This is a genomic window from Citrobacter sp. Cc139, from assembly GCF_030334645.1.
Taxonomy (GTDB): domain Bacteria; phylum Pseudomonadota; class Gammaproteobacteria; order Enterobacterales; family Enterobacteriaceae; genus Citrobacter; species Citrobacter werkmanii.
In genome coordinates, this window is the sequence record NZ_JAOWDM010000082.1 from 446594 (window position 1) to 458998 (window position 12405).

13 protein-coding genes are annotated in these 12405 nt (G+C 51.3%); all 13 read right to left on the reverse strand.

Annotated elements, in window-relative coordinates:
• Positions 1–2 precede the first annotated feature (2 nt).
• The 13 genes from pgmB to pspA all read right to left on the reverse strand — a co-directional run bounded on the left by pgmB (position 3) and on the right by pspA (position 12348).
• Positions 3–671 carry a beta-phosphoglucomutase gene (gene pgmB / locus OGV69_RS14350; RefSeq protein ID WP_038640899.1) on the reverse strand — a complete coding sequence of 223 codons (669 nt, stop codon included), beginning with the start codon at positions 669–671 and terminating at the stop codon, positions 3–5.
• Positions 668–2944: a glycoside hydrolase family 65 protein gene (locus tag OGV69_RS14355; RefSeq protein ID WP_114140351.1), complete on the reverse strand. Its 2277-nt coding sequence runs from the start codon at positions 2942–2944 to the stop codon at positions 668–670. Before OGV69_RS14355 ends, pgmB begins: the two co-directional genes overlap by 4 nt.
• Positions 2941–3996: a D-glucoside 3-dehydrogenase gene (ycjS, locus tag OGV69_RS14360; protein WP_069324994.1), complete on the reverse strand. Its 1056-nt coding sequence runs from the start codon at positions 3994–3996 to the stop codon at positions 2941–2943. Before ycjS ends, OGV69_RS14355 begins: the two co-directional genes overlap by 4 nt.
• Before the next feature lie 10 nt (positions 3997–4006).
• Complete coding sequence (gene ycjR, locus OGV69_RS14365) at positions 4007–4795, reverse strand: 3-dehydro-D-guloside 4-epimerase (protein ID WP_069324993.1); 789 nt, start codon at positions 4793–4795, stop codon at positions 4007–4009.
• Between the two features lie 16 nt (positions 4796–4811).
• A complete protein-coding gene (gene ycjQ, locus OGV69_RS14370) occupies positions 4812–5864 on the reverse strand; it encodes a D-guloside 3-dehydrogenase (RefSeq protein WP_069324992.1) in 1053 nt (350 codons plus the stop codon).
• Between the two features lie 27 nt (positions 5865–5891).
• Positions 5892–6734, reverse strand: coding sequence for a carbohydrate ABC transporter permease (locus tag OGV69_RS14375; RefSeq protein ID WP_038640909.1), 843 nt, complete (start codon positions 6732–6734; stop codon positions 5892–5894).
• Complete coding sequence (locus tag OGV69_RS14380; RefSeq protein ID WP_038643191.1) at positions 6721–7602, reverse strand: carbohydrate ABC transporter permease; 882 nt, start codon at positions 7600–7602, stop codon at positions 6721–6723. The genes OGV69_RS14375 and OGV69_RS14380 overlap by 14 nt, the downstream gene beginning before the upstream one ends.
• Positions 7603–7622: 20 nt before the next feature.
• Positions 7623–8915, reverse strand: a complete 1293-nt coding sequence (locus OGV69_RS14385; protein WP_227409108.1) for an ABC transporter substrate-binding protein — start codon at positions 8913–8915, stop codon at positions 7623–7625.
• A 13-nt stretch (positions 8916–8928) separates the two neighbouring features.
• Entirely contained in the window at positions 8929–10611 is a 1683-nt protein-coding gene (locus OGV69_RS14390) for a sugar phosphorylase (protein ID WP_176722623.1), read from the reverse strand.
• A 191-nt stretch (positions 10612–10802) separates the two neighbouring features.
• Positions 10803–11033: a phage shock protein PspD gene (gene pspD, locus OGV69_RS14395; protein WP_038640914.1), complete on the reverse strand. Its 231-nt coding sequence runs from the start codon at positions 11031–11033 to the stop codon at positions 10803–10805.
• 8 nt (positions 11034–11041) lie between these two features.
• The gene (gene pspC, locus OGV69_RS14400) at positions 11042–11401 is read right to left on the reverse strand and encodes an envelope stress response membrane protein PspC (RefSeq protein ID WP_004193243.1); all 360 of its coding nucleotides are present in this window, start codon (positions 11399–11401) and stop codon (positions 11042–11044) included.
• Entirely contained in the window at positions 11401–11625 is a 225-nt protein-coding gene (gene pspB, locus OGV69_RS14405; protein WP_038640917.1) for an envelope stress response membrane protein PspB, read from the reverse strand. The genes pspC and pspB overlap by 1 nt, the downstream gene beginning before the upstream one ends.
• Before the next feature lie 54 nt (positions 11626–11679).
• Complete coding sequence (gene pspA / locus OGV69_RS14410) at positions 11680–12348, reverse strand: phage shock protein PspA (protein WP_003020532.1); 669 nt, start codon at positions 12346–12348, stop codon at positions 11680–11682.
• Positions 12349–12405 lie beyond the last annotated feature (57 nt).

The following is a 12405-nucleotide window of genomic DNA, read 5'->3' on the forward strand; positions in this document are numbered from 1 at the left end:
CTTTACTTGTCGTGTTGCCAGAAAGCCGATAAGCACGGCCACGTCAGAAATTCGGTTGAAGGGAGCTGCAAGTTTGCCCCGTTCAGCCCCGTACCGATGCCAACAGAGCGCATGCCGCAGGCGTTGATCGCATCCACGCCTGCTTGAGCATCTTCTATGCCAATGCACTGCTGCGGGTCAACGCCAAGACCCGCACAGGCAGCCAGAAAAATCTCCGGATCTGGTTTCGAACGGGTAATCAGCGCCGCATCCGCACAAAAGTCAAAACAAGCGCTAAGATCAAGCGCCTGTAAAATAGTGGGCGCATTGAGCGACACGGAGGCCAGCCCCACCGGAATCCGCTCTTCCCGTAACGTCATTAACAGCTCGCGAATCCCCGGCAATACCGAGTTAACCGTTAGCTGGCGCAAAGAATGGACGTACAGACGATTTTTTCTCTCAGCCAATTGTGCGCAAGTCTCGGGAGTAAACTCCCCCGCCTTTCCGCCGTGGTGCAAAATACGCTGCAGTGACTCGCCACGACTAATCCCTTTCAGGCTGTCATTAAATGCTTCGTCAATCGCAATCCCTATTTCGTCGGCTACCTGCCGCCACGCCAGGAAATGCAGATGCGCGGTATCGGTAATCACGCCATCCAAATCAAAAATGATGGCCTGTGGTTTGAGTATCATTCATCGTCCCTTTTTGTGGTAGCGGTCCCATAAATAGACGTAATAATACCGTCATAGGTAATCGCTGACGCCCCCTGGACGGCGATCTTTTCGCCATTAACCCACAAGGTAATACGCTCAGTACTGCTAATGCGGATCTCTGCTTTATTGATAGTCACGTGCATATCAACGCCCTGCCAACGCAGCGGGAAAGAGAGAGTTTGCCAATGGTCAGGCAATGCAGGGGCAAGATGTAACTCCCCGTGGCGAACATTCACGCCAGCAAATCCCTGAATTGCGCCCAGCCAGATGGCCCCCGTCGCCGCTGCGTGAATACCGTCATCACAGCTATGTGGATCGTCTCCGAGATCGATAAGCGATCCTTCACGCCAGAAGCGATACCCCTGCTCTGAATCCCCACAACGCGCAGCCACAATCCCATGGATAGCCTTACTCAAAGACGAGTCATGAATGGTGCGCGGCTCGTAAAAGCGCAAGTTCGCCAGACAGGTTTGCGGGTTGAATTGCTCCGGCAGCATATAGGTCAGCATCACCACATCGGCCTGTTTGAGAATTTGCATCTCATTGACCTCTGCGCGGGAGTAATCGAGCAAAATCGTCTGCTTGCCCGCTTTCGCTTTGTAACTGGACAGATCGATAACCGGTTTGCTCAGGAAGGTGTCGTCCTGAGGTAACACGCCATCAGACAACGCTTCCGGTCGCCACAGATGGCGTAAAAAATGCTCAGCACGGTGAATAAAGGTCTCATCGCTACAGCCCAGGCGACGCGCAAAACCGAGCGCCTGCTCCACGTTGTACCAGGCCATGTAGTTGGTGAACGCATTGTTGTTCACATGCTCTGTGTATTCATCCGGGCCAATTACATTGTGGATCTCTAAACGGTCATTAACCATAACGGCTCTGCTGATCCAGAACTTCGCTGTTTCCAGAAGCAGCGTTATACCTTCACGGGACATAAAGTTCATATCCCCGGTGGCATGCCAGTAATTAATCACCGCCCAGGCTATATCCGCCACGAGATGATGCTCAGCCTGTGCGGAGGCCACTTTCTGCCGCAGCCCGGTACGGATGTTGATCGCCGCGAATTCAGGCGTCTCCTCCTCACCGCTGCGCGCGCTCTCCCAGGGAAACAGCGCCCCCTGCCAACCGTTGCGGCGGGCTTTCTCACGCGCGCCCGACAAGTTATGCCAGCGGTAACGTAATAAACTTCTTGCTGTTTTCGGCTCGGTGAAGAGATGGAACGGTAACAGAAAGACCTCGGTATCCCAGAAAACGTGACCTTTATACCCTTCGCCTGTCAGACCTTTCGCCGCAATACTGCTGCGCTCATCGTGATCTGGCGTCATTACACGCAAATGATAGAGCGCATAATCCAGCGCTCGCTGATCGCCCATATCATTACTGGTGACCTGAACGCGACGGCTTTGCCACCAGGCATGCCAGTTAGCGGTCGACTCTGCCAGCAGCGCATCGTATCCCTGCTGGGCGCACGATTCCAGATTACGTAGCGACTGGCGTGCCCAAGTTTCCAGCGACAGGCTGCGCTCGCTCGCCCAGTCGATCCAGCTAATTTTCGTCAGCGTAACGCGTTGTCCGGTTTTCGCCTGCACGGTATTGTGTTGTAACAACCGACGTTCTTTGGCGGTGAAGCAGCGCTGCGCCGCACCGTCTACGTCGCAAAACGTCGCGATCGCGATATCGTTGCGATTGTCCTGGGTGGTGTAAATGCCTTGCAGCAGATGCTGACCAAATACCCGGACCTGCGTTTCATCCAGATGCTGACGTCCATGATTGGTGATCGTGGCATCAATCCCGGTTGAGATGCCAATGCTCGCATCACCATCCAGCGGGGTAACGGCAACTTCCATAGCAAACAGCGGCAGTTTTTGCGCCGAGACAAACCGCCGACTCTCAATAGCAAAACGTGCGCCGCCGGGCGCTCGCCAGACCAGGGTACGGCGTAATTCTCCGCTGGCAAAATCCAGTTCACGATGCCAGCGCTCAATCACGCCGCTGGTTAGTGAGAAAATCTCGCCATTAAGCGCGATCTCCACACCCACCACATCAGGCAGATTAACCAGTTCATTAATTTCACCTTTCCCCGCCCGGTGATACAGTCCCGCCAGATACATGCCGCGAGTTTGTAAGGTGTAGGCTTCTTCGTGACTGGCGCGAATCCCCATATAGCCGTTGCCAAGCGTCATCAGCGACGCATATTTGTTGAGGCTGTGTGGGCAAAAAGCCGGTTCGGTTAGCATTACTGGCTTCGTCATAAGTCTACATATGTTCCTGTTTCAGCCGATTCATACAGTGCGGCAACCAGTTGTTGAATAACGACGCCCTGCTCTGCGTCCGCAATAGCGACAGGCTCGCCCTGAACGTGATTCACGAAGGCCTCCATGCTGCGAAAATGACGATTGTCATCGGCTATTTCACGCTGGAACAGCACGTCCAGCGTCCCGTCACGATCGGTATAGACCTGCGCCGGAAATAAGGTCGCCCCGGCAAGATCGCCGCAGAAATTGACGTTCATAATCGATTGTTCAGGAATATTCAGCGCGAAAGAGGTCTCAAGACGCAGGATCCCGCCGTTATGAAATTCGATCGTGCCGAACAGAGAATCCTCAACGGTGTATGTCGCGGGATCCCATACCCCGAACTGGCCGCTGCTCTTACGTGTGCCAATACGCTGATAGCTGTGCGCGTTAACACGCTTTACCGCCGGGAAGCCCAACACATACATCGCGGCATCAAGCATATGGATACCGATATCAATCAGCGGCCCGCCGCCCTGCAGTTCCTTGTTGGTAAAAACACCCCAGCCGGGTACGCCGCAGCGACGCAAAGCGCGGACATTAGTGACATAGATTTCGCCCAGCGCGCCTGCCATCACCTGTTCGCGAAGCAACTGGGTATCCAGTGCGAAACGATGGTGAAAATCATATGCCAGTACTTTTCCCATCCGCCGCGCCGTTTTACACATCTCCAGCGCCTCGTCTGGCGTCATGGCCGGGGGCTTTTCGCACATCACATGACAGCCAGCGTTCAGCGCCAACATGGTGTGTTCATAATGAAAACGATTGGGCGAACAGATGCTGACGATATCTGGCTTTGCTTCGCGTAACATCGTCTGCGGATCGTCCCAAACCTGCGGATTACCGTATTTCTCTGCCAGCACCTGCGCCTGTGACAGGCGGCTGTCACAGACAGCCACCAGTTCCAGATCGTTGCGGGTGCAGTAGTACGAAGCATGAACTTTATCCGCTACCTGCCCGGCGCCGATAATGGCGACACGTAGCGGAGCGCTTGTCAGTGCACTTTTCACGGATATCCTCTTAGCAGGTACGCAGCCAGGCCAGCGACTGACGGTATGCTTCCGGCAGGTTCTCCGCCCGTACCCGTCCTTCATACACTACGTAACCCTGATAATTATCTTCACGCAGTTGGTCAAACAGCGCAGAGAAATCCAGCGTACCGCTCCCCGGCTGATAACGATGGTTATCCGCAATATGCACGTGACCCAGCAGATCGCGATTATCGTGCAGCGCCTGCGCCATATCGTCTTCTTCGATATTCATGTGGTAAAAATCACCAATGATTTGCACATGCTTCAGGTTGTTTTCCACGATATAGCGGCGAGCATCCGCCAGGGTGTTGATCATATGATCCTGATAGCGATTGAGTGGCTCGAGATACACCACCGTGCCCGTACGTTCAGCGACTTTATCGAGATAAATCAATGAATCACTGACGGCTTTGCGATCGCCTTCCAGGCTACGCGGAGAGGTCATCGGCGGTAGGCGGAAGGTAAACATGCCCCAGGCGGCAGGGACAATAATCCCTTGCCCGCCGACTTCGGCCAGCGCTTCAAGAATGCGGGTGATCTGCTGTAAACCATTCAAACGACGTTCTTCGATAAAATCACCGATCCAACCGTCATAGCCCCCGCAGGCGGTGGTCACAGGCAGACCCGTTTCTTTGATCGCCGCTTTCACTTCCTCAAGATTGTTGACCAGCAATTTGCCGTCAATTTCAAAACCATCAAAACCCATCTCTTTGATGTAACGGAATTTCTCGAAAATATTTTCCGGGAAAAAAGCCTGATTCTGTGTTCCGATTTTCATTTTCTGCATTCCTTAATTAAAACGTCACGCCCATTTTGATGCTTTGTTCCGGATGGCGATCGACATACTGCATATAGCTTTCCGGGCTGCTGGCGAAGGTAACTACCGGGTCGATAAGTTCTTCACAGTTCAGATAACCGTTCATCAACAGTTCCCAGCAGGTCTCCTCAATGCGCTTGCGATTCCAGCGCGGATAATCTGGATTTGGTTCACTGCAGGCGCGGGAGAAGACAATTTTGGCGTTGTTGAAATGCGCTTCACGGCCCAGGTTGAACCCTTCTGCAAAAGGTTTTGCGAAGGCGACATAGGAGATGGTGCCCCCGTAGGCCAGACCGCGTAACGCTGATTGCAGCGCATCCGCATAGCCGCTGGTTTCGATGATCACATCCGCGCCCTGTTTGCCGGTCAGCTTTTTAATTTCCATGCCCACATCAGTGCCAATCGGGTCCAGACAGAAATCAGCCCCATGGCGACGCGCGATATCACAACGATGGGCAATCGGATCCACGCCAATCACCACTGACGCTCCCGCTTTCTTAGCCAGTTGCACGGCGATCTGGCCAATTGCCCCTAACCCGACGATGACCACAAAGTCACCGACGCGCACATTGGCATCACGCACACCGCTCATAGCGAACTGTGCAGGGTCATAGCACACGGCATTTTTCCACGAACTCCCTTCTGGCATTTTGCGCAGTTTGTAGTTGTTCACGGCATTAAAGATGACCGTTTCTGCCAGTGGACCATATCCGCAGACAGAGTCGCCGACCGCGTAGTCGGTCACGTCGCTACCACACTCAATGACATCGCCCACAACCATGTTGCCAAGCTGGAACTTACCGAACTCGATTCCGCGCGGCGCCCCTTCCGGACGCGGCATAAACATTTGCCATTCGCCGTTAAAATCTTCATCAATAAACGGACTGGCAGCGCGGAAATCGACTACTTCAGTGCCATGTTTGGGTGCGCCAAAACGTACGCGGACTTTCACTTCATTGGCGGATACCGCTCTGTCTTCATATTCCACCAGCGCTGCAACACGCGGTTCGGTGGCAACTAACTTCTTCATTTACAACTCCTTAATTAAACTGGCCGCTTAGCCTTTCACGCCGCCTGCGGTCAAACCACTCTTAATAAAACGTTCGGAAAGCGCATACATAATGACCACCGGCAATGCGGTGACCAACGATGCGGCCATCATGCGCCCCCAGATATAGTCAGGCGTACTGAACAGCGCGTTCAGACCGACCGGTAAGGTAAAATTGCTGGCGCTGGAGAGGAAAATCGAGGCAAACAGATAGTCATTCCACGCGACCATAAAGCAGTACACAAAGACCGAAACCAGACCAGACATGGCCAACGGCACGGTGATGCGAAAGATAATTTGCAGACGATTTAATCCATCCATCATCGCGGCTTCTTCGATCTCATCCGGAATGGTGTCGAAATAGCTTTTCAACATGAACACGGCTGTCGGCAGCGTTTGGGTCACCATGGTGATAATCAACGCCATTTCGGTGTCATAAATGCCGAGGGCCGTAATGATTTTGAACAACGGCACCACCAGCAAAATCCCCGAGAACATGTACACCGTGTAAAAGCTGGCGTTGATGGTCATCCGCCCCTTAAAACGCAGGCGGGAAAGCGCATACGCTCCGAGGACGCCGAGAAACACCGCCACCACAGATGACGAGACCGATACCACCAGGCTATTACGGAAGTAGTCAACAAACGGGAAGATCATCGGGTTGAAAATGTCGATGTAATGTTCCAGCGTCCATTGCTGAGGTAACAGCGTGGGATGCAGCGAAATCGCCTCTTTTGCGCTTTTAAATGAGGTCATCAGCATCACAAAAAACGGAAATAACGTGATACCGAGGAAGACAATTAATCCACAGTAAAAGCCGATGCGGCCAAGCGTGCGCTTATTTGTTGCCATTGAGGTTCACCCGTTTTCTGGTCAGCAGGATAACAGCGAAAATGATGACGAAGAGGACGACAGAAATTGCGGCCGCTTTACCCAGGTCATTGAATGCAAACGCCGTTTTATAGAGATAGACCCCGAGAATATCGACTTTGGTGGTCAGCAGATAAACATCGGCGAACATATAGAACATCCAGATCGTACGCAGCGTGACTACGGTCGCCAGCACCGGCATGATCGCTGGCAGCGTGACGATACGAAACCGTTGCCAGGCGTTCGCGCCATCCATTTCCGCCGCCTCATACAACGATTTATCAATAGTCTGCAAAATCGCCAGAAATGAGATAAAGGCATACGGGAAGTAGCGCCAGATGGCGAAAAGTACAACCAGTGCGAAGCTGCTGCCGGGATTGTCGAACCACAGCGGCGCCTGATCGTACAGATGCAGCAGATCCACGCCGAGGTAGTTCACAATGCCGTAGCCGTTGTTGAACATGTATTTCCAGGCAAACACCAGCGAAATTGATGGCGTTACGTAAGAGAGGATCACCAGCGAGCGCGCCGTTTTTCGCAGACGAAACTCACGGTTAAAAAACATCGCCACTCCCAGCCCCAGCACCGTGCTCCCGGCAACAACCAGCGCGGTATACCAGACCGTCATCCACAGCGAATGCCAGAATCCTGGATCGGTTAAGATACGGATATAGTTGCTCAAGCCGACAAATGTTGACTCAATTTGTGGATTAAGCGGCAGACGCATAAAGCTGATTTCGATGTTAGATATCATCGGCCATGCGACTAAACCACCCAGCAAGAGCAAGCTGGGCGCCAGCAGCAGCATGGCAAATGGCATATCCGATCGACCTGAAAAGAACTTATTCATCACGGCTTTCCATTTCCCCATTAGCGCTGTTCAACAAGGTCATCCAGTTTGGTCTGGCTTGCCTTCATCGTCGTTGAAAGATCGGCTTTTCCTACCGTGACGTTGTGCACCATGGTGCTTATGACACCGGAACCCGTAACGTCGCCCATGCGGGTAAAGTTCTTATCGCCGACTGCGCCAAACACCTGAATATTCGGCAGTTCGGCAATCAGTTGATCGGGTAATTCACCCAGTGCTTTAATAACGGGGTTATCTTTCCACGTTGCGGTATTCACCACTGCTTTATTGACCGGGAGCGCAGCGCCAGGGGACATCATCACCCAGTCAGCAATGTTGTCGGCCTGCTCCATAAAGGTGACAAATTTTTCTGCGGCTTCTGTCTCTTCGGTTTTTTGACCTGCGGTTATGGTCAGCGATGTCAACATGCCGTAGACGGCAGACGTTTTTTCCGTCGGAACCATAAAGCCAACATTTTTAGGATCCCCCTCCTTAATCACCGCCGGGAGGATATAGGTGGAATAAATAGCCATCGGCGCAGTGCCGTTCATGAAAGCGTCTTTGACCTCCATGATGTTGTTAGATCCCGGCATGGTATTCATCGCAAGCTGGCGGTAATACTGCAACGCCTGGGCCATCTCCGGCGTGTCGAGCGTGATCTTTCCCTGCGCATCGAAAACGTTAGCCTGGTTAGAGAGCGCGAACTGAGAGAAGGACTGTTCGGTCAATACGCTTTCGGCCGTAGGTAGCGCAATACCATATTTTTTACTGCCCGGATCGTTTAACTTCTGCGCCACTTCGAGCAGTTGCTGCCAGTCTTTCGGCTCTTTCAGCCCTGCTTTTGCCAGTGCATCTTTGCGATACCAGACCCCGCCAATCCAGGCGCTAACCGGTACCCCGGTCCATGCAGAGCCATCTTCGGTACGCACAATACGCAGTACGCCATCATAAAACGCGTCTTCACCCACACCGTTGATGACCTGCGCCACCGCTTTGCGATCGATAAGCGATTCTTTGTCCATGACTTTCGCGTAGTCATGGCTGGTTTCAATGACTTCAGGAAGTGAACCGCTACGAGCAAGGGTAATCACTTTGGTGTTGTAAGCATCCTCTTCAACAGGAACCTGTTTGACGCTGATACCGGGGTTCTCTTTTTCAAAGCGCTCAATCAGTTTGGCAATAACCGCCTGCCGCTCCTGTTCTACAGAAGAGTGCATAAATTCAATCGCGATAGAGGATTTTTTATCATCCTTACACCCGGAAACCAGGGCGCAGGACACCAGTGCTGAAATCAGCACAATTTTAGCTTTAAGCATGGAATGTTCCTTTTTATTTCTTAATCCACATAACCTGCCAGGCGTGTAACGTTAATTCCTTACCCGAAATACTTTCTTCGCTAATCAAATCAAATCCATTTTCAATATCAATATTAATGGTTTGTGTCTGAGCGCTGATATTAAATAAACCAGTAATTTCTTCGCCTGTCTCAGCCGTACGTTTAATTTGCATAACGGCCGGTGTAACACTGTTAATCTTAAAATCACTATCAGGATGGAATGCTTTGTTATTACGCCGCAGAACAATTAATCGGGATAACTCATGGTAAATGGCGTGACGCAAACAAGTTTCATCGGCCAGTTCCGTTTCTATTTGTCTTATATGATATTTTTTACGGTTGATCGCCCGGTTATAACCCAGTTTCTCCACACCTTCATAGTCATTGCGCGATCCGAGGATACTTTGAATATAAATCGCTGGCACGCCAGGAAAACTCAACAAAATGGCATGAGCAAGTATAAAGCGGGAAAATCTTTCAACATCACTGCTATTACCCGGCGTTAACGCATCCATATAGGTTACGTTAATTTCATACGGGCTTCGGCTACCATCAGGATTATTCTTCCAGTTAACCAGGGCGCCTTCCTGTTGTAATTCCGTCACCAGTCGCATGATTTCATCTTCCGGTAACAGGCCCCGTAACGGGTTGAGGCCAATTCCGTCATGCGATGCGAGGAAATTAAACCATGTGGTCTCAGTCGATGGCAGTTCCAGTGATTGCGCCCACTGACACAATGTCGTTGTATCCTGGCGTTGCACCGCATGCAGCACCAGCGGCGGCAGCGAGAACTGGTACACCATGTGCGCCTCATCGCGGCCATTACCGTAATAGGAAATGTTATCCTTATGCGGAACGTTCGTTTCAGTAATAATCGCCGTACCAGGTGCCACGCAGTCAGCAATAGCGCGGAACAGTTTGATAAGCTGATGCGTTTTTTCCAGGTGAATACAGGTTGTCCCTGGCTCTTTCCACATAAAACCAACCGCATCCAGGCGGACATAATCAGCGCCCTGCTCCAGGTAACTCAGCAGTACATCGACCATCGCCAGTAATACCAATGGATTGGCATAGTTGAGATCGATCTGGTCGTCGCTGAACGTCGTCCAGAGATGACGCACAGTATTATCTTTCAACGTAAACGGGGTCAGTAACGGTAATGCACGTGGGCGCGTGACGTTGCTCAGGTCCGTATCAGGATCCATCGCAATAAAGAATTCTTCATAACCGTCAAGCTGTTGCAAATAGTTATTAAACCATTCGCTTTTAGCTGACATATGGTTACAAACAAAATCAAACATCAGTCGACTGGATTCAGCTAATTGCTTAATATCATTCCAGTCACCGGTTTCTTCGGCAACCTGATAGTAATTAATTACTGAAAAACCATCATCCGATGACCACGGATAAAATGGCAACAGATGCACATGAGAAAATGTCGACTTAAGCCATTCATTATAAAACTGATTAAACGTTGGCAGCGGTTTTTTATCTTCCGCGTAAAATTGATCGGCGTAGGTGATCAGAACGACATCACCCTCATCCCAATGCGCTTTACGGTTTTTTTTAATTAATTTTTGTGATTTTTCTAAACGCGCAACCAGCGCTTCATAGTGAAGTGAAGAAAATGTGTCGCCATAGACTTCACTCAGACATTTTTGGATTTTTTGGTTCACCTTCATTTCTCGTGGTAGCGGTCCCATGACGCAAGAGACTACTCTGCCGGAAATAAGCTGTCAATCAGCTGAGGTGGCCTGGAGGGGGGGTAGAAAAGAATTTTGGCAGCCAAAAAATCGTATTTGTGAGCTGCCGCAAATTAACTGAGGGAATGTTGATTAATTGTTGCTTGCTTTTGTTGTTTCGGATATCAGGGTTGATTACCTGAATAGCGTTTCGACAATTTTGTCGCTGCCCGGCTCAACAAAGGTTCAAGTACTAACGCCAGCAACATTTTTAGCGGACGTCGGGCCACAGACTTCACGGCCCACCCTGCTACCCCTGCCGGGCCATAGCGCAGCGCAGTCAGCAGCACCAGCTTACCTGCTATTTTAAAGCCCGGCTTTACCTTTTGCCCGGCACGTTGCCAGCGATTATTCATTTTTAACCTCACAATTGGCGGAAGCGGCTGCGTAATGTGAAGGTATCAGACGTCACATAACGCTCCATCTCACGCAAACGCTTTTCACTTGCAGCCAGCTCACGATCGACAGCATCCAACAACTCACCGCTTGATGGCTGCTGTTCTCCGGAAACCACGTTGTCCGGCATCGGATCCAACACAAACGTCAGTACGATGTAGGCGACAAAGGTGAAAAAGGCCAGACCAAAAAAGATGGACAGCACCACCAGGATCCGCACCAGTTTCACAGGAACATCGAGATAATGCGCAATACCCGCGCAAACCCCTTTCACCATGCCTTGCTGCGGTATACGCCACAGTTTTTTGTTCAGATTAACGCCCCCCATTAGCGGTCCCTCCAGTTTGGATGTTCAGCATCAAGGATGTCTTCCAGCGCTTGAATGCGCTCACGCATCCGCTGTGCGTCCTGGTTAAGTTCAGCCAGACGCTGTTGTTCACTTTGCGCCAGCTCGCCGCGACTGGAACGATTGCTGTAATGCAGCCAGAGCCAAATCGGTAAGACGAACAGCACAAAGATGGTTAACGGGATGGCCAGAAATAGCGCGCTCATGAGTACTCCTTACAGGTGATGAGCGGCGGCGCGTTCGGGCACCGCCAGATATTATTATTGCTTGTCTTGCTGCATTTTGGCTTTCAATTGCGCCAACTGCTCGCTGATTTCATCATCTGCTTTCAGGTCAGCAAATTGCTGATCCAAAGACTTCTGCTTACCGAAGTTATGGCTTTCAGCTTCAGCTTCCATTTGATCGATACGGCGCTCAAAAGATTCAAAGCGCGCCATCGCTTCATCCAGTTTGCCGCTGTCCAGTTGACGACGAACATCACGGGAAGAGCTTGCCGCCTGATGGCGCAGCATCAACGCCTGCTGACGAGCACGGGTTTCACTAAGTTTGTTTTCCAGTTCACCAATCTCTTTTTTCATACGCGCCAGCGTATCGTCAACCAGCGTCACCTCATGCTCCAGGGAGGCAATCAGGTCAGTCAGTTTCTGTTTTTCGATTAACGCAGAACGCGCCAAATCTTCTTTCTCTTTGCGCAGCGCCAGCTCTGCTTTTTCCTGCCACTCTGCCTGTTGGGCGCTGGCCTGTTCGATACGGCGCGATAACTGTTTCTTTTCTGCCAGCGCGCGTGCGGAGTTTGAGCGCACTTCAACCAGCGTGTCTTCCATCTCCTGGATCATCAACCGCACCAACTTCTGCGGATCTTCAGCCTTTTCCAGCAACGCATTAATGTTGGCGTTCACGATGTCGGCAAAACGAGAAAAAATACCCATAATGTAATCCTCACTTACTGTTCTGATATCGGGCAATGCCCTGCTGCTGTTCTAATG

Bases quoted from the DNA above. Each gene is read 5' to 3' on its own strand.
- OGV69_RS14375 (WP_038640909.1), bottom strand. From the start codon at position 6,734: ATGGCAACAAATAAGCGCACGCTTGGCCGCATCGGCTTTTACTGTGGA.
- pspA (WP_003020532.1), bottom strand. From the start codon at position 12,348: ATGGGTATTTTTTCTCGTTTTGCCGACATCGTGAACGCCAACATTAAT.
- OGV69_RS14355 (WP_114140351.1), bottom strand. From the start codon at position 2,944: ATGACGAAGCCAGTAATGCTAACCGAACCGGCTTTTTGCCCACACAGC.
- ycjR (WP_069324993.1), bottom strand. From the start codon at position 4,795: ATGAAAATCGGAACACAGAATCAGGCTTTTTTCCCGGAAAATATTTTC.
- pgmB (WP_038640899.1), bottom strand. From the start codon at position 671: ATGATACTCAAACCACAGGCCATCATTTTTGATTTGGATGGCGTGATT.
- pspC (WP_004193243.1), bottom strand. From the start codon at position 11,401: ATGGGGGGCGTTAATCTGAACAAAAAACTGTGGCGTATACCGCAGCAA.
- pspB (WP_038640917.1), bottom strand. From the start codon at position 11,625: ATGAGCGCGCTATTTCTGGCCATCCCGTTAACCATCTTTGTGCTGTTC.
- OGV69_RS14385 (WP_227409108.1), bottom strand. From the start codon at position 8,915: ATGCTTAAAGCTAAAATTGTGCTGATTTCAGCACTGGTGTCCTGCGCC.
- ycjQ (WP_069324992.1), bottom strand. From the start codon at position 5,864: ATGAAGAAGTTAGTTGCCACCGAACCGCGTGTTGCAGCGCTGGTGGAA.
- OGV69_RS14380 (WP_038643191.1), bottom strand. From the start codon at position 7,602: ATGAATAAGTTCTTTTCAGGTCGATCGGATATGCCATTTGCCATGCTG.
- pspD (WP_038640914.1), bottom strand. From the start codon at position 11,033: ATGAATAATCGCTGGCAACGTGCCGGGCAAAAGGTAAAGCCGGGCTTT.